Annotated in this window: 15 protein-coding genes; 7 read left to right on the forward strand and 8 right to left on the reverse strand. The window is 55.9% G+C overall.

Features of this window, described 5'->3' with window-relative positions:
* Window positions 1–40 precede the first annotated feature (40 nt).
* The 3 genes from V1566_RS08080 (at window position 41) to V1566_RS08090 (ending at window position 4,992) form a co-directional block, all read left to right on the forward strand.
* Entirely contained in the window at window positions 41–652 is a 612-nt protein-coding gene (locus tag V1566_RS08080) for a YitT family protein (protein ID WP_213328813.1), read from the forward strand.
* Between the two features lie 76 nt (window positions 653–728).
* The gene (locus V1566_RS08085; protein WP_395305542.1) at window positions 729–1,799 is read left to right on the forward strand and encodes a LacI family DNA-binding transcriptional regulator; all 1,071 of its coding nucleotides are present in this window, start codon (window positions 729–731) and stop codon (window positions 1,797–1,799) included.
* Between the two features lie 103 nt (window positions 1,800–1,902).
* Entirely contained in the window at window positions 1,903–4,992 is a 3,090-nt protein-coding gene (locus V1566_RS08090) for a beta-galactosidase (protein WP_395305543.1), read from the forward strand.
* 38 nt (window positions 4,993–5,030) lie between these two features.
* On the opposite strand, the gene V1566_RS08095 is transcribed toward V1566_RS08090, so the two are convergent.
* The gene (locus V1566_RS08095) at window positions 5,031–5,846 is read right to left on the reverse strand and encodes a nickel/cobalt efflux protein RcnA (protein ID WP_395305544.1); all 816 of its coding nucleotides are present in this window, start codon (window positions 5,844–5,846) and stop codon (window positions 5,031–5,033) included.
* Between the two features lie 133 nt (window positions 5,847–5,979).
* Between V1566_RS08095 and V1566_RS08100 the strand changes: the two genes are divergently transcribed.
* Window positions 5,980–6,252 carry a metal-sensing transcriptional repressor gene (locus V1566_RS08100; protein WP_063144750.1) on the forward strand — a complete coding sequence of 91 codons (273 nt, stop codon included), beginning with the start codon at window positions 5,980–5,982 and terminating at the stop codon, window positions 6,250–6,252.
* Here the strand turns inward: V1566_RS08100 and V1566_RS08105 are convergent.
* Window positions 6,245–7,810, reverse strand: a complete 1,566-nt coding sequence (locus tag V1566_RS08105; RefSeq protein WP_395305545.1) for an EAL domain-containing protein — start codon at window positions 7,808–7,810, stop codon at window positions 6,245–6,247. The two genes, V1566_RS08100 and V1566_RS08105, sit on opposite strands and share 8 nt — an antisense overlap.
* A gap of 219 nt (window positions 7,811–8,029) precedes the next feature.
* Here V1566_RS08105 and V1566_RS08110 point away from each other — a divergent pair, with 219 nt between their 5' ends.
* Window positions 8,030–8,290, forward strand: a complete 261-nt coding sequence (locus V1566_RS08110; protein WP_010428154.1) for a type B 50S ribosomal protein L31 — start codon at window positions 8,030–8,032, stop codon at window positions 8,288–8,290.
* A 2-nt stretch (window positions 8,291–8,292) separates the two neighbouring features.
* Window positions 8,293–8,433: a type B 50S ribosomal protein L36 gene (gene ykgO / locus V1566_RS08115; protein WP_005125190.1), complete on the forward strand. Its 141-nt coding sequence runs from the start codon at window positions 8,293–8,295 to the stop codon at window positions 8,431–8,433.
* On the opposite strand, the gene V1566_RS08120 is transcribed toward ykgO, so the two are convergent.
* Entirely contained in the window at window positions 8,430–9,140 is a 711-nt protein-coding gene (locus V1566_RS08120; RefSeq protein ID WP_395305546.1) for a GNAT family N-acetyltransferase, read from the reverse strand. The genes ykgO and V1566_RS08120 overlap by 4 nt on opposite strands.
* 101 nt (window positions 9,141–9,241) lie before the next feature.
* On the opposite strand from V1566_RS08120, the gene V1566_RS08125 reads away from it, so the two are divergent.
* Entirely contained in the window at window positions 9,242–10,702 is a 1,461-nt protein-coding gene (locus V1566_RS08125; protein WP_395305547.1) for a PLP-dependent aminotransferase family protein, read from the forward strand.
* On the opposite strand, the gene V1566_RS08130 is transcribed toward V1566_RS08125, so the two are convergent.
* From V1566_RS08130 to acrB, 5 genes are all read right to left on the reverse strand, one after another.
* Window positions 10,674–11,141 carry a YlaC family protein gene (locus V1566_RS08130; protein ID WP_395305548.1) on the reverse strand — a complete coding sequence of 156 codons (468 nt, stop codon included), beginning with the start codon at window positions 11,139–11,141 and terminating at the stop codon, window positions 10,674–10,676. The two genes, V1566_RS08125 and V1566_RS08130, sit on opposite strands and share 29 nt — an antisense overlap.
* A 117-nt stretch (window positions 11,142–11,258) precedes the next feature.
* Window positions 11,259–11,810 carry a maltose O-acetyltransferase gene (gene maa, locus V1566_RS08135; protein ID WP_395305549.1) on the reverse strand — a complete coding sequence of 184 codons (552 nt, stop codon included), beginning with the start codon at window positions 11,808–11,810 and terminating at the stop codon, window positions 11,259–11,261.
* Window positions 11,811–12,015: 205 nt separating this feature from the next.
* The gene (locus V1566_RS08140; protein WP_008499287.1) at window positions 12,016–12,234 is read right to left on the reverse strand and encodes an HHA domain-containing protein; all 219 of its coding nucleotides are present in this window, start codon (window positions 12,232–12,234) and stop codon (window positions 12,016–12,018) included.
* Between the two features lie 27 nt (window positions 12,235–12,261).
* Window positions 12,262–12,636 carry an Hha toxicity modulator TomB gene (gene tomB / locus V1566_RS08145; protein ID WP_008499288.1) on the reverse strand — a complete coding sequence of 125 codons (375 nt, stop codon included), beginning with the start codon at window positions 12,634–12,636 and terminating at the stop codon, window positions 12,262–12,264.
* 510 nt (window positions 12,637–13,146) lie between these two features.
* The gene (acrB, locus tag V1566_RS08150; protein ID WP_063145542.1) at window positions 13,147–16,293 is read right to left on the reverse strand and encodes a multidrug efflux RND transporter permease subunit AcrB; all 3,147 of its coding nucleotides are present in this window, start codon (window positions 16,291–16,293) and stop codon (window positions 13,147–13,149) included.
* Window positions 16,294–16,311: the final 18 nt, after the last annotated feature.

The following is a 16,311-nucleotide window of genomic DNA, read 5'->3' on the forward strand; positions in this document are numbered from 1 at the left end:
TAGGTCAGGATGAAAGTCTGGTTCACTGGAGAAGATAAAAATGGTACGTCGTCTGCTACAACTCTATGTCGGTTTAGGACTGTATGGTCTTTCCACCGCAATGTTTATTCGTTCCGATTTGGGTGTCGACCCCTGGGATGTTTTTCACCTTGGGGTGGGGATGCAACTGGGGATGACTATCGGGACAGTAATCATTTTAGTCGGTGCTGCGGTGCTGCTGCTGTGGATCCCACTGCGTCAGATGCCGGGCCTTGGCACGATCAGCAACGTGATTTGTATCGGTCTGGCGGCGGACGCCAGCATGGCGCTTATCCCGGAACTGGATTCGTTACCCGTTCGAATCGCTTTCCTGGTGTCGGGCATCGTAATGAACGCGATTGCGACCAGCATGTACATCGGCGCCGGCTTCGGGCCTGGCCCGCGCGACGGCCTGATGACCGGCATTCATGCCCGTCTGGGGTGGTCCATTCGCAGCGTGCGCACCTCAATTGAAGTCTCCGTCCTGCTGATTGGGTGCGTGCTTGGCGGCACGTTTGGGGTGGGAACCGTACTGTATGCCCTGACCATTGGCCCGCTTATTCAGCTCTGTCTGCCCTGGTTCCGCCAGAAGCCGCGCATTGAGGAAATACCCCAGCCGGAGCGGGTTGTTTAATTTTGCGAAGCGCTCACATGTTTTAAGGGCGTCGCTGTGCCAGAATAGGGGCACGATAAACGCGATGCCAGAATGCATGAAAGCTATCACTCTCTATGATGTCGCCCTCCTTGCGGGGGTTTCTTATCAGACCGTTTCCCGCGTCATTAACAACGCGGAACATGTGTCTGCCCGCACGCGAGAAAAGGTGCAGCAGGCGATGGCGGAGCTACACTACGTTCCAAACCTTCGGGCACAGCAGCTGGCGGGTAAACGCACCCGTACGCTGGGTCTCATCACTACCGACCTGGCCCTGCACGCGCCTTCACAAATTGTGTCGGCGGTAAAATCGCGCGCGGCGGAACAGGGGGCGAGCGTCCTTATCTCCATGGTGGAGCAACCCCGGCAGTGTCAGGCCGCGCTTCAGGCGCTGCTGGCACAGCGGGTGGAGGCGATGCTGGTGAATGTACCGCTTGACGATCCGCACGCCGAAGAGCTCAGGGCGCTGGCGTCGCCTGTTCCGGTGCTGTTCCTCGATGTATCCCTCTCAGCACGGGTACACAGCCTCGTGTTTGACGCAGAGCAGGGGGCGCATCTGGGCGTTGAGCATCTGCTGTCGCTGGGGCATCAGCACATTGCTCTGCTGAGCGGGCCGGAAAGTTCGGTCTCTGCACGGGCGCGCCTGGCGGGATGGAAAGCCGCTCTGGCATTCGCGGGGCTTGAAGCCGCTGCGGTGGCCTGCGGTGACTGGAGCGCGGCCAGCGGATATGAGAAGGGACATCTGCTGTTGTCTGCGGCGACATTACCGGACGCGATTCTGGTGGCGAACGATCAAATGGCGCTCGGGGTGATGCGCGCCTGCGCGGAAAAAGGGGTAGCGGTTCCGGGCCAGATATCGGTGGTTGGGTTCGACGATACGGCTGACAGCGCCTGGTTTTCTCCGCCGCTGACGACCATTCGCCAGGCGTTTCGCGAGGCGGGCGAACGCAGCGTGGAGTGGCTGCTTGACCCCTCCGGGGACGAGGCGTGCTGGCAGGTTCAGCTGCCGGTGACGCTGGTTACCCGTCATTCCAGCGCCCGCCGCGCGCCGCAGCAGGCCGAACGCGAGGATCTGGCGCAGCAGCTCAGAAGCCTGGCACTCCTGGCCGAGCAGCTTGCCCGCAAATAAGACTTTTGTGATCTGACTCGCTACCCTGCGATCGCGTGCTTTACCGTCGCAGGGTGCCAGGGCATGTTAACCAAAATTGTGAGCGCTTCGCAAAGAGGTTAACATGTCTACCACTCCCTCGCTGACCCTCAGCGCCCTCCTGGCCCGTCGGGACTGGGAAAACCCCGTAGTTACCCAGTGGAACCGCCTGGCCGCACACGCGCCGTTGCACAGCTGGCGCAATGAGCCTTCGGCCAGAGATGACGCCGGATCCGTCAGCAGGCACGTTCTCAACGGACTATGGCGGTTTAGCTACTTTACCGCGCCGGAGCAGGTTCCTCAGGCATGGGTAACAGAAGATTGCGCGGATGCCGTTGCGATGCCCGTGCCGTCTAACTGGCAGATGCAGGGGTTCGACACGCCCATCTATACCAATGTCACCTATCCCATCCCCGTTAACCCACCTTTTGTGCCGCAGGAAAACCCGACCGGTTGTTACTCGCTCACATTTGAGGTGGATGACGCCTGGCTTCAGAGCGGGCAGACGCGCATCATCTTTGACGGCGTGAACTCGGCGTTTCATCTGTGGTGCAACGGTCAGTGGATGGGCTATTCCCAGGACAGCCGGTTGCCCGCCGAATTTGACCTCTCGGCGGCACTACGCCCCGGACAGAACCGCCTGGCGGTCATGGTATTGCGCTGGTGCGACGGCAGCTATCTGGAAGATCAGGACATGTGGCGCATGAGCGGCATCTTCCGCGATGTGACCTTGCTGCATAAACCCGAGACGCAGATTGCCGATTATCACGTCGTGACGGATCTGAATGCGGAGCTGGACCGCGCGGTGCTGAAGGTTGATGTCACGCTGGCAGGCGCTGGTTTTGCGGGCGGCGAGGTGGTCTTTACCCTGTGGCGCAAGGGGGAAAAATGCGCCAGCGTTTCCCGACAGCCGAGGTCTGCCATTGTTGACGAACGCGGCAGGTGGGCCGAGCGGCTGACGGCAACGATCCTCGTCGACCAGCCCGCGCTCTGGAGCGCTGAAACGCCAGAACTGTATCGCCTGACGATGGCACTTCTTAACCCGCAGGGCGAGATTCTGGAGATTGAGGCGTGCGACGTGGGCTTCCGCCGCGTTGATATCAGTAATGGCCTGCTGAAGCTCAACGGTAAACCGCTGCTGATCCGCGGGGTTAACCGGCACGAGCATCACCCGGAAAACGGCCAGGTGATGGACGAAGCGACGATGCGTCGCGATATCGAAATCATGAAGCAGCACAATTTCAACGCCGTGCGCTGCTCGCACTACCCGAACCATCCGCTGTGGTACCGACTTTGCGATCGCTACGGGCTGTACGTCGTTGACGAAGCCAATATCGAAACACACGGCATGGTGCCGATGAGCCGCCTCGCTGACGATCCGCGCTGGCTGCCCGCCATGAGCGAGCGTGTGACCCGCATGGTGCAGCGCGATCGTAATCATCCCTCGGTTATTATCTGGTCGCTGGGCAATGAGTCGGGCCACGGCGCGAATCACGATGCGCTGTACCGCTGGCTGAAAACCACCGATCCTACGCGTCCGGTGCAGTATGAAGGCGGCGGCGCGAACACGGCGGCGACCGATATTGTTTGTCCGATGTACGCCCGGGTCGATTGGGATCAACCGTTCCCGGCAGTGCCTAAATGGTCAATCAAGAAATGGATCGGCATGCCGGACGAAACGCGTCCGCTGATCCTCTGTGAATACGCCCACGCGATGGGAAATAGCTTCGGTGGGTTTGCAAAATACTGGCAGGCGTTTCGCAGCCATCCTCGCCTGCAGGGTGGGTTTGTCTGGGACTGGGTCGATCAGGCCCTGACGAAACGGGACGAAGATGGCAATACGTTCTGGGCGTACGGCGGAGACTTTGGCGATAAGCCGAACGACCGGCAGTTCTGTCTTAACGGGCTGGTGTTCCCCGATCGCACGCCGCACCCGGCGCTGTACGAGGCGCAGCGCGCTCAGCAGTTCTTTACCTTTACCCGGGTCAGCACCTCTCCGCTGGTGATTGAGGTGCAAAGCGGCTACCTGTTCCGCCACACCGATAACGAAGTGCTGAACTGGACGGTTGCCTGCGACGGGGACGTGTTCGCTGCGGGCGAGGTGACGCTGGCGATGGCGCCTGAAGGCACTCAGCGTCTGGAGATTGCCCTGCCGGAGCTGAACGCCGGGCCGGGTGAGGTCTGGCTAAACGTTGAAGTGCGCCAGCCGCGGGCAACGCCGTGGTCACCGGCAGACCACCGCTGCGCGTGGGAGCAGTGGCCGCTTCCGGCTCCGCTCTTTATTGCGTCACCAGTGTCTGCGGGCGAACCTCCGGTTTTGATGCAAAACGAGCGCATGCTGGAGGTCACGCATCGTCAACAGCGCTGGCAGTTCGACTGCACCTCAGGCAACCTGACGCAATGGTGGCACGAGGGCGTTGAAACGCTGCTCGCCCCGGTGACGGATAGTCTGAGCCGTGCACCGCTGGACAATGACATTGGCGTGAGTGAAGCGACGCACATCGATCCGAACGCGTGGGTTGAACGCTGGAAAGCGGCGGGCATGTACGATTTCACCTCGCGCGTTCTGCACTGTGAGGCAGAGCAGCACGCGGGCGACGTCGTGGTCACCACCCTGCACGTCGGGGAGTATCACGGCAAAGCGCTGTTCCTGAGCCGTAAAACCTGGCGGGTGGACGATCAGGGGAGGCTACACGGGGATATTCAGGTCGATATTGCGTCCGATATTCCGGAGCCTGCGCGCATTGGACTGAGCATTCATCTCGCCGAAACGCCGGAAAACGTTCACTGGCTGGGGCTGGGGCCGCATGAAAACTACCCGGACAGAAAGCTGGCGGCAGAGCAGGGGCGCTGGACGTTACCTCTCGGAGCCATGCACACGCCGTATATATTCCCGACGGAAAATGGTTTGCGCTGCGATACCCGCAAACTGGTGCTGGGAACGCATCAACTGAACGGCCATTTCCACTTCTCGGTGAGCCGCTATAGCCAGCAGCAGCTACGAGAGACAACCCATCATCACCTGCTGCGGGAAGAGCCGGGATGCTGGCTCAACCTCGATGCATTCCATATGGGCGTGGGCGGCGACGACTCCTGGAGCCCCAGCGTCTCGCCGGAATTCATTCTGCAGACACGTCAGCTTCGCTATACCTTCAGCTGGCAGCAGAACCCTTAACTGCCCCGGAGATGCGGCCACCGGGCGTGGCCGCACGCTTATCCCAGAATGCCGTTCAGACCATGCAGGCTCATATAAATTCCTACTACGGTAATCAGCGTTGCGGAGATCCACGGCGCTTTACGGGAAAATTCGCTAAACCCGGGCCAGCGTTTTGCCGCATGTTTGAGGCTTAAGGCGGCAATCGCGCCGGAAGCGACCAGCGTTAACGCCAGACCAATACTGAAGCTGAATACCAGCGTCGCACCGAGGGCAAAATGCTTTAGCTGCAGGCAGATTAGCAGAACGGTGATGGACGCCGGGCAGGGGATAAGCCCGCCGGTTAGGCCAAACATCACGATCTGTCCGGTGGTGACATTTTGACCGCTGAAGCGGCGGTTGATGTCCTGCGCGTGCGCGCGCTGGTGGGCGTCCTGCCACTCTTCTTCAATCAGCGTGTGCTCGTGGTGGTGATGATCATGATGGTGGTCATGGTCATGGTGGTGATCATGGTCATGATGATGATCGTGCGGCTGGCTCTCTTTCCAGGTTCGCCACGCCATCCACAGGGCGATCGCAACGATCAACACCCCGGAGATCAGCTGGAACCAGGGTTCGGACGTATGCGCATCCCAGCCCCGACCAAACCACAGTCCCGCCATCGCAACGAGCCAGACCACCGCCGTATGGGAGAGCGTGGCCGCCAGGCCGAGCAGTACCGCCTGTTTCAGCGTGCCGCGGATGGCCACAATAAAGGCGGCCATCATTGTTTTTGAGTGGCCCGGCTCCAGGCCATGTAGCGCACCGAGCAGGATAGCGCTGGGAACAAACAGCCAGGCATTGCCCTGCTGAAGGAGTGAAGCAAAATCGGTCATGGGAAAATCCGGAGTGGAAAGCGTGCGGAAATACTACTCCCCCCCAGTAGTTAAATACTACCCCCCAGTAGAAAAATACTCAGGGGGAGTAGAGCGTGATATGCTTTAAAAGCTAAAAACAAGGGATACAGAGATGTCACATACCGTTCGCGACAAAAAAATGTTACTGACTCGCCTGAAGAAAATTCAGGGGCAGAGTAATGCCCTGGAAAAAATGCTTAACAGCGATCACGAATGCGCTGAGGTGTTACAGCAGTTGGCGGCGATCCGCGGGGCGGTCAATGGCATGATGATGCAGGTGATCGAAGGGCATTTAACCGATCATGTAGTGAAAGAGCCTGAAGAAGCGCAGCGTGAAGCCGATCTTGGCGTGGTATTGCGGGTGATGAAATCCTATCTCAAGTAGCGTGCGTGCCGAGGTTATTTTCTGCCCAGAGAATAAATTCCGTTTTTGGCAGCGCTTTGCTGTAGTACCACCCCTGCCCGTACTGCACGCCGTGTTGGTGCAGCCAGGCGAGCTGCCCTGCGGTTTCGACACCCTCCGCCACCATCGCCAGCTTCAGCGACTTCGCTATTTCAATGATGTGTGGCGTCACGTTTTTATATTCCAGTGCATCCACGAACGACTTATCGATTTTTAGCGTGTCGACGTCCAGATCCTGCAGATAGCTCAGGCTGGAATAGCCCGTGCCAAAATCATCAATATAGACAGGGTGGCCCGAACGGCGGAATGCCGCGATAGCCGGTGCGCTTATTTTGGGATCGGCAAAGCCGCGCTCGGTGAGTTCAAGGGCGATTTGTCGGGGATGGATTTGCCACTTATTCAGTAGCTGACTCAGCAGAGGCGGCAGGATGCCGGAGGTTAAATCGGCAGGCGCGAGGTTGATGGAGATATGCTGATCCGGGTAGCGTTGCAGCCAGTGGCCCATATCTTCAAACACCTTTTCGATGACGAGCTGCGTGAGCTGCGAAATGAGCCCCGTTTGCTCGGCAAGGGGAACAAAGATTTCAGGCGACAGACTGCTTCCGTCTGGCTGGGGCCAGCGCGTCAGCGCTTCAGCGCCTACGATTTTACCGCTGCATAGCGCCACGATAGGCTGATAGTGAACCACAAAATCGCGGCTGTTAATGGCGTCAAGCAGGCGATTGCGCGGCGACTGGATACGGCGCAGTATCCGCAGGACAAAGAGCGCGGCGAGCAGGCTTATCAACATGCCGAACGGTAACCAAAAAAGCAGCTGCCGGTGCCAGGTTTCAGCCAGCGGTTTAAGCGTTGCCCATGCGATGACGGTAAAACCCAGCTCAGGTACTGGCTTCATGACGTACATTGAACCGTTGTACTGCACGCTGCCGGCACGCCGCTCCTGAATCATGTCGCGGATGTGAGAATCGAGCTTATTGCTGCTGGCGAATATGCGGTGCGTTGTGCTTCCTACCAGGGCGGCATCAATCGCTATCTCACCGAAAGGGATCACGTCCACCAGCGAGGCAGGATCGACCATCACAAGGTAGTGGCCTTTTCCCAGCACCGCCATGTAGCGGTTAAACCCAAGATCGTTCTGCGTGGTCAGCCAGGCGCTGTAACCATCTTCGGTAATGCGCATCGGAGGAGGGAAAGGGGCCGCATGACTGGTTTGCTCCAGGGAGGAGCAGAGCGGTCGAAGGTTGTCGATATAAATGACTTCCTGGACGTATCGCCACGAGAAAGCAACTCGTCGCATCTCCCTTAATTGCAAAGGGCTACACGGCACACCCTCAAAGGCCTGCAGGTGATCGAGCGCTTCTTTAGCCTGATCGACAACCCGGTCGGTTCGTACCAGCACGCGTGAGGCATAGTTTTCCAGGGCATCGACAAATTTATCTTCCGCCTGGCGATGGGCCAGCCAGATGCTCAGGCAAATGGGGACCAGCACAGAAAAGATAAGTACGCCAGTCACCAGACTGACCAGATGTCGGGTTTTCATTCTGTCGTGTCCTTCCTCGTATACCCGTTCCTGGGCGCTGAGTTCCCTGCCTGAAGAGAAAGATTTTACCGCGAAATGATATAGTTATAGCACGTGGGTGGCGTGGTTTTCATTTTATCTAAGGTAAACCAGAAAATAACGTCAGAAGAGAGGGGTTGTTTTTTCAACCTGGTCTGGATATTATTTTGTTATGTTATAACAAAACACAAAGGATTTACGATGAAACCCGATATCCATCCGGCCTATCGCACCGTGGTATTCCACGACACCAGCGCGAATGAATACTTCAAGGTTGGCTCAACCATTAAGACCGACCGCGAAATTGAACTCGACGGTGAAACATATCCGTACATCACCATCGAGGTTTCTTCAAAATCGCACCCGTTTTATACCGGTAAGCAGAAAACGTTCTCTACGGACGGCAGCGCAGCGCGCTTCCGCAAGCGTTTTGGCGGCTTTCTCAATGCGAAGCGGGGCTAACCATGCAGGTACTTAACTCATTACGCAGTGCAAAGCAGCGTCACCCGGATTGCCAGATAGTCAAACGCAAGGGACGCTTATACGTGATTTGCAAAACCAATCCGCGCTTTAAGGCGGTTCAGGGACGTAAAAAAAGACGCTAGACGCGCGTTTCTCGCCAGCTTTCCAGGGATCTTTTCTGTTTGCCATCGGCAGTAAAATTGTCGGTGGCAAGCCAGCTTTCAAAGGCGACCGCCAGCGCCGGCCACTCTTTGTCGAGTATCGAAAACCAGTCGGTATCCCGGTTGTGGCCTTTTATGACCAGCGCCTGGCGAAAGCGCCCCTCAAACTGGAAACCCAGACGCAGTGCCGCCTTACGGGAAGGTTCGTTCAGGCTATTGCACTTCCATTCATAACGCCGATAGCCCAGGGTATCGAACACGTACCGCATCAGCAGATACTGCGCTTCTGTCGACATGGGCGTACGGCTTAAAAGAGGTGAGAAGTGAACGTGCCCCACTTCCACGACCCCGTTTTTAGGATCGATCCGCATCAGGGACAGCGTCCCGACGGGGGACTGGGTCCGGTTATCCATCACGGTAAAGTGGATGGGATCGGCTAACTCACTTACGCTCGCTACCCATTCGGCAAACTCCTCTGCGGTGGCATCGGGTTCACGCAGGAGCCACGTCCAGCTGCGGGTATCTTCGGCCAGGGAATACGCAGAGAACAGCGCGTGGGCATGCTCCACGCGCAGCGGCTCAAGCCGACAATAGTGACCCTGAAGGACTACCCGGGACGGGGGCTGACGAGGTTGCCAGTCGGTAAGCGCTTCGCCCACTGGCTGTCCGAACTGATTGAATGTCTTCATCTTAATTTCCGTGACGTTGAAAAGAGCTTCAGACTAGTGAATTGCTGGTTCCTTAAAAAGAACCACTGCGCTATGTTTTGATGGTGCCACGAGGAGGTGAGATGAATATACCGGGTGATGAATTTTATACCTTGCTCCATGCAGCCCTGAAAACACGCGGGGAAGAGACGCTCCAGCGCGCGCTCTATCTTGCTTTGCGGGAGGCCATACTGTGCGGAAGGCTACGATCCGGCAGTCAGCTTTCCGGTTCGCGAACGCTGGCTCAGCAGCTCTCCCTTTCCCGGAATACCGTCAATGCGGCGCTGGACCAGCTCACCCTCGAAGGGTATTTACAGCGTAATCGCCAGGGAACGCGGGTGGCACAGTTAGCTCACCGTTCCGTCACCCGGACAATGTCGGACCCTGCCATCACGCTCGCCAAACGGGTCGGGCTTCTGCCTGCGCCAGTGCCCCGGGACACGCCGGTTCTGGCGTTTACCCCAGGCACGCCGGCCATCAACTATTTTCCTCTGCCGCTGTGGCGGCGATTGTACGACCGCGTGATGCGGGAGGAGGGAAATGCTCTGCTAGGGTATGGCGACCCGGCCGGCGAGCCGTCGCTGCGGGCCGCGATTGCCCGACATCTCGCCCTGTCCCGCGGTATTGACTGTGACGCCAGCCAGATTGTGATCACGGAAGGCGCGCTTGAAGGCGTCAATCTCTGCACGATGCTGTTAAGCGAGCCTGGCGATGTCGCCTGGGTGGAAAACCCCGGCTATAGCGGGGCAAAGAGCGCGTTTGTTAAAACCGGCCTGGCAATGACGGGAATACCGGTTGATGACGAGGGTATGTGCTGGGAAGGTCTGGATGCGCCTGCGCCCTCGCTGATTTTTACCTCACCTTCGCACCAGTTCCCTTACGGGAGCGTGCTCAGCGCGCGGCGGCGGCTGGCGCTGCTGGAACTGGCCCGGAAGCACAACGCGTGGATCATTGAAGATGATTACGACAGCGAGTTCCGTTATGCCGGTGAACCCGTACCGGCGATGCTGGGAATGGTCAACAATGCGCCGGTTGTGTATCTGGGAACGTTCAGTAAAACGCTGTTTCCGTCGCTCAGAATGGGGTTCATGGTGTTACCACCAGCGCTGGCGAAAGCGGCTCGCCCGGCCATCGGCTCGCTGTTGCGCGGTGGGCATCGTGCGGAGCAGCGTACCCTGGCACTTTTTATTGAAGAAGGTCATTATGCCCGTCATCTTGCCGCCATGCGTCGGCTCTACCGTAAACGCTACCGCCAACTGCGGGAGGTGCTGAGCGCAGAGCTTCATTCTCCGCACCGTATTCTGGCAGGCGAAGGGGGAATGCATCTGACGCTGGCGATAGACGGTATTGACGACCAGAGGCTGGTGGAACAGGCGAGGGCGTTTCAACTGGCACCCGCTGCACTGAGCGGGTACTACCTGGAGGCGAAGCAGGGGCAAACCGGTCTGGTTTTAGGTTACGGCAATACCTCTGCTTCTCAGTTTACGCCGGGGATCCGACGTCTGCAGGCGTTAATTACGCAGCAGCAGGGCGGGAAAGGGTAAAGACATCATAGAAAGAGAGCTGGCCTTTGGTGGAGACCATTTTTTGCAGCTTCTCTTTTTGCCCGGCTTCAACCGCCGGAGAGTGCATGATGTTTTCGATCAGCTCTTCTGGCACATAACGCGTGTTGTACCATTCGCCGTTGTAGCAGACCCGGAAATCGAGCACGTCGATATCTTCGTAACGGTAGCGCGGATTCACGTCGAAAAAGAAAAAGGCGTTAAAGACGACAAACAGTACAACCAGCAGCCAGACAGAGTCCACCAGCGTTTCGGATGTCAGCATCACAATAAGCGTCGCCAGCCAGGCGGCATACATGGCGACAAACAGTCCAGGATGTTTGCGAATAAAGCTAATGCTAAAGCGCGGGCGATTGTCGCGCTTTTCGCGGAGGTTAAGATCGTCGATGGTGGCGGTAAGCAGGCGCTGTATCTCGGTCATTATTTGCCTTCATGAGAGTTGACAATACAGGGTGTCTGCCAATTTTAGGGGAGCCATCAGGCTTAAAAAAGTAACAGTCTGGCGCTAAAAGACCATAACAGTTGGCTCCCCGCAACCTCACAGCGTTTTAATGATTTTTGCCGGATTGCCGCCAACCACAACATTAGCCGGGATGTCTTTCGTCACGACGGCGCCGGAGGCCACCACCACATTATCACCAATGGTGACGCCAGGGTTAATGACCGCCCGGCCACCAATCCAGACGTTATTGCCAATCCTGACGGGTTTTCCAAACTCCACGCCGCTATTCCGTTCCTCCGCGTCCAGCGGGTGGGTGGCCGTATAAATATGAACACCCGGCGCGAGCATGCAGTTATCGCCAATATGAACAGGGCAGACATCAAGCATTACGCAGTCGAAGTTAGCGTAAAAGTTTTTGCCCAAATAAATGTTATATCCATAGTCGCAGCGGAAGCTCGGTTCTATATAAGCGCCTTCGCTTTGTCCCAGTAGTTCCGCCAGAATGTCCTGGCGTTCTGTTTTTTCATCAGGCGCAGTGTGGTTATAGCGGTAAACCAGATGGCGGGCGCGCAGTCGGTCGGCCCGTAACGTCTCATCGCCGGGGCGGTAATGTTCACCGGCAATCATTTTCTGTTTTTCTAAGCTCATTGGAAACCTCGCTGGATGTGATTACCGCAGGGTAATCGGAACAGGCCAGGAGGGGAACGTTCCCGAAAAGCCGATGTGACTGGCGTCACAACATTGCTGCTGCTGAACGCGTTTTACACGGAGACCTGGCTTACGCACAGGGAGCATAACGGGATAGGTAAATACTGAGAACGAGGCGTAGAACTCTACAGACACCCTTCAAAGATTAACGGACAAATTTCCACACAGAAGTAGGGATTTTGTCATACAGCTTATTCATTGTCAGTTCAGCAAGACGATGGTCAGCGGCTGAATAAAATACCGCCAGTTCATTATCCGAAAGCTCGTATTTATTCTTTTCAATGACGCGCTCCAGCGTGTCAATTGACTGACAACGTCGTAAGCGCATCAAATAATCGATCTTTGTGAGTGGTTTATCAGACATAAATTCACCTTAGTAATTGTAATAATTTTAACAGGAAAGACTAACCGGGTTAGCTCTGCTCACGTTGACGAAACAGCGGAATAGCCGGTTTCCCGATTTACGCCATTTTTGCAAATCCTGGGCGTTAATGCCGTAACTGCTGAACAACATAAAGGTGTCGTCCAGGTATTCATCAATTTGCTCAATGAGCTTATTATCTTCATTGTACTTAATTTTATAATTAAGTGCGAAGGTTGCGATATGCTCTATCAGCTCATTCAACTGTAAATTGATAGCAGACGTTGGATCGTTTACCCAGCCATGGTTGCTTTCATCAAGGTTGGCAAGGCAGTCATGGTACAAGGATTCGCAGAGAAATTTCAACTGCGCGATATCATGCCTTTTTGGCGAGTACTCGTCCATAGCGCATCCCCTTCTGAGTGATTTCTTACTCACCGAACATCATTGTCGGGATGGATACAACTGACTTAGCTACATGAGTGCTGTGTTCCTGATAACCTAACTATAAGCCACTCCTTCCTGGATTTCATCGCGCTATTACGAAAAATTACAATTAAAACCGCAGACTGCGAGCACCTACGCAAATGGTCATCCTGGACTCAACTTTTTTATCCAAATTAAGGAGGGTGCTTTATCGCTTCCTTACGTTTCATTGGCTTAGCAGAAATGATGAGAAAAGTTCAGATTCAGACTTATCTTTGTAAGAACTTCTTATTAGGAATGTTCCTAATAACTTAAGCGGGGAAATGAAATTAAAAAAATCCTGAATTCACCGATTAAGTTATCAGTTAATTATGATATGTCTATTTAAGATGGCAGAAAATAAATAGAACTACAATAAGCGTAATTTATGATTTTTTCTGAAAATGAAAAAGGCCGCTAATGCGGCCTTTTTATCATGTGAAACCGGTATCAGTGAGGTTCTACCGAATGACTGTGTTCAACATCTTCATTCTTTCGGCTAAAGCGGCGGCGAACCACCACGAAGAACACCGGTACGAAGAAGATAGCCAGTACGGTCGCGGTAACCATACCGCCCATCACACCTGTACCTACTGCGTTCTGCGCGCCGGAGCCCGCACCGGAGCTGATAACCAGCGGCAGTACGCCGAGGATAAACGCCAGCGACGTCATCAGGATTGGGCGCAGACGCATACGAACCGCCTCAAGCGTCGCCTCAATAAGACCTTTGCCTTCTTTCTCCATCAGATCTTTGGCGAATTCAACGATAAGTATCGCGTTCTTCGCCGACAAGCCAATGGTTGTCAGCAGGCCTACCTGGAAGTAAACGTCGTTGGTCAGTCCACGGAACGTTGCCGCAAGCAGCGCACCGATAACCCCGAGTGGAACCACCAGCATAACGGAGAACGGAATCGACCAGCTCTCGTACAGTGCCGCCAGACACAGGAAGACCACAATCAGTGAAATGGCGTACAGAGCAGGGGCCTGGTTACCGGACAGACGTTCCTGATAGGACATACCGGTCCAGTCATAGCCGATACCCGCAGGCAGTTTGCTCGCCAGCTCTTCCATCAGGTTCATGGCTTCACCGGTGCTTCGGCCCGGCGCTGCCTGACCCAGGATCTCCATAGACGGCAGACCGTTATAGCGTTCCAGACGCGGTGAACCGTATTCCCAGCGTGACGTTGAGAACGCCGAGAACGGAACCATCTGACCATTGCTGCCGCGTACGAACCAGTTGTTGATATCGTTCGGCAACATACGGTATTGCGCCTCTGACATCACGTACACTTTCTTCACGCGACCGCGGTCGATGAAGTCGTTAACGTAGCTACCGCCCCAGGCTGCGCCCAGCGTGGTGTTGATGTCACTGATGGATACGCCCAGCGCCTGGGCTTTCTCCTGATCGATATCGATCTTGTACTGCGGCGTATCTTCCAGGCCGTTTGGACGCACGCCGACCAGCAGGTCAGGGTGTTTAGCGACTTCACCAAACAGCTGGTTACGCGCCTGCGTCAGTTTTTCGTGGCCCAGACCACCCTGGTCAATCAGCTGGAAGTCGAAGCCGGTCGCGGTACCCAGTTCAACAATCGCTGGCAGGTTAAAGGCGAAGACCATCGCATCTTTAATCTGCGAGAAGGTGCCCATTGCACGGCCGGTAATGGCTTCAACCTTGTTCTTTTCGCCCGGACGTTCAGACCAGTCTTTCAGAGAAACGAAGGCAATACCGGTGTTCTGACCACGACCCGCAAAGCCAAAGCCGTTAACCGCAAACACGGATTCAACGTTGTCTTTCTCTTTGGTGAGATAGTAGTCCGTCACTTCATCCAGCACTTTCTGGGTACGCTCTTGCGAGGCTCCCGCCGGAAGCTGTGCCATCGTCAGGAACACGCCCTGGTCTTCATCTGGCAGGAACGAGCTTGGCAGACGAACGAACAGGAAAGCCATGCCCACCACGATGATGATATAGAGCAGCAGGTAACGACCGGTGCTGCGCAGGATGTTACCCACGCTGTCGGTGTAGTGGTGCGTGCTCTTATCGAACATGCGGTTAAACCAGCCGAAGAACCCTTTATGCTCGCCGTGACCGCCTTTCTGAATGGGCTTCAGCATGGTGGCACACAGGGCAGGGGTCAGGATCAACGCCACCAGCACCGACAGCGCCATCGCGGAAACGATGGTAATAGAGAACTGACGGTAAATCGCACCGGTAGAGCCCCCGAAGAAGGCCATCGGGATAAATACCGCAGACAGCACCATCGCGATACCGACCAGCGCGCCCTGGATTTGCCCCATTGATTTACGGGTCGCTTCCTTCGGCGGCAGCCCTTCTTCCGCCATCACGCGCTCGACGTTCTCTACCACCACGATGGCGTCATCCACCAGCAGGCCGATGGCGAGCACCATCCCGAACATCGTCAGGGTGTTTATCGAGTAGCCAAATATCGACAGGATCGCAAAGGTCCCGAGCAGAACAACCGGCACGGCAATCGTTGGGATAAGCGTCGCGCGGAAGTTTTGCAGGAACAGGTACATCACCAGGAATACCAGGATGATCGCCTCAACCAGCGTCTTAACCACTTCGTGAATCGAGATTTTGACGAACGGCGTGGTGTCGTACGGGTAAACGATTTTCAGACCTGACGGGAAGAACGGTTCCATTTTCTTCAGCTCTGCGCGGATCGCCGTGGCGGTGTCCAGGGCGTTAGCGCCTGTCGCCAGTTTGATACCCAGACCGGAAGCTGGTTTACCGTTGAACTTCGCGATGATGTCGTAGTTCTCACCGCCCAGCTCAACTTTTGCCACGTCGCGCAGGCGAACCTGCGAACCGTCCTGATTCACTTTCAGCAGAATTTTGCTGAACTCATCGGCAGAGGTCAGACGGGTCTGCGCGATGATCGAGGCGTTAAGCTGCTGGCCTTTCACTGGCGGTGTACCGCCTAACTGACCGGCCGCTACCTGGGCGTTCTGCGCTTTAATCGCGCTGATCACGTCAACCGGCGTCAGCTGGAAGTTGTTCAGCTTGTTCGGATCCATCCAGATACGCATCGCGTACTGGGAACCGAACAGCTGCACGTCACCCACACCGGAAGTACGGCTGATAGCGTCCTTCATGTTGGCGCCCACGTAGTCGGAAATATCCTCCTGCGTCATGGTGCCGTTGGTGTTGATAACGCCGACAACCATCAGGAAGCTACTGGACGATTTCTCGACGCTCACACCCTGCTGTTGTACTTCCTGCGGCAGCAAAGGCATTGCCAGCTGCAGTTTGTTCTGCACCTGAACCTGCGCAATGTCAGCATCCGTACCTGACTGGAAGGTCAGGGTGATCTGCACTGTACCGGTGGAGTCACTGTTTGAGGACATGTACATCAGGTTATCGATACCGTTCATGTTCTGTTCGATAACCTGGGTCACGGTGTCCTGCACCGTTTTCGCATCAGCCCCCGGGTAGGTTGCGGAAATTGTTACCGCCGGTGGCGCAATCGTTGGATATTGCGCGACAGGCAGCTTCAGGATCGCAAGTCCCCCGGCCAGCATGATGATAATGGCGATCACCCACGCAAATATGGGGCGATCGATAAAGAAATTAGGCATGTCTTAACGGCTCCTGTT

Source organism: Enterobacter sp. ECC-019 (assembly GCF_043974075.1).
Classification (GTDB): domain Bacteria; phylum Pseudomonadota; class Gammaproteobacteria; order Enterobacterales; family Enterobacteriaceae; genus Enterobacter; species Enterobacter asburiae_D.

What these genes read in the sequence shown, in the direction of transcription:
- V1566_RS08080 (WP_213328813.1), top strand. Translation starts at nt 41, where the DNA reads ATGGTACGTCGTCTGCTACAACTCTATGTCGGTTTAGGACTGTATGGT.
- V1566_RS08085 (WP_395305542.1), top strand. Translation starts at nt 729, where the DNA reads ATGAAAGCTATCACTCTCTATGATGTCGCCCTCCTTGCGGGGGTTTCT.
- V1566_RS08090 (WP_395305543.1), top strand. Translation starts at nt 1,903, where the DNA reads ATGTCTACCACTCCCTCGCTGACCCTCAGCGCCCTCCTGGCCCGTCGG.
- V1566_RS08095 (WP_395305544.1), bottom strand. Translation starts at nt 5,846, where the DNA reads ATGACCGATTTTGCTTCACTCCTTCAGCAGGGCAATGCCTGGCTGTTT.
- V1566_RS08100 (WP_063144750.1), top strand. Translation starts at nt 5,980, where the DNA reads ATGTCACATACCGTTCGCGACAAAAAAATGTTACTGACTCGCCTGAAG.
- V1566_RS08105 (WP_395305545.1), bottom strand. Translation starts at nt 7,810, where the DNA reads ATGAAAACCCGACATCTGGTCAGTCTGGTGACTGGCGTACTTATCTTT.
- V1566_RS08110 (WP_010428154.1), top strand. Translation starts at nt 8,030, where the DNA reads ATGAAACCCGATATCCATCCGGCCTATCGCACCGTGGTATTCCACGAC.
- ykgO (WP_005125190.1), top strand. Translation starts at nt 8,293, where the DNA reads ATGCAGGTACTTAACTCATTACGCAGTGCAAAGCAGCGTCACCCGGAT.
- V1566_RS08120 (WP_395305546.1), bottom strand. Translation starts at nt 9,140, where the DNA reads ATGAAGACATTCAATCAGTTCGGACAGCCAGTGGGCGAAGCGCTTACC.
- V1566_RS08125 (WP_395305547.1), top strand. Translation starts at nt 9,242, where the DNA reads ATGAATATACCGGGTGATGAATTTTATACCTTGCTCCATGCAGCCCTG.
- V1566_RS08130 (WP_395305548.1), bottom strand. Translation starts at nt 11,141, where the DNA reads ATGACCGAGATACAGCGCCTGCTTACCGCCACCATCGACGATCTTAAC.
- maa (WP_395305549.1), bottom strand. Translation starts at nt 11,810, where the DNA reads ATGAGCTTAGAAAAACAGAAAATGATTGCCGGTGAACATTACCGCCCC.
- V1566_RS08140 (WP_008499287.1), bottom strand. Translation starts at nt 12,234, where the DNA reads ATGTCTGATAAACCACTCACAAAGATCGATTATTTGATGCGCTTACGA.
- tomB (WP_008499288.1), bottom strand. Translation starts at nt 12,636, where the DNA reads ATGGACGAGTACTCGCCAAAAAGGCATGATATCGCGCAGTTGAAATTT.
- acrB (WP_063145542.1), bottom strand. Translation starts at nt 16,293, where the DNA reads ATGCCTAATTTCTTTATCGATCGCCCCATATTTGCGTGGGTGATCGCC.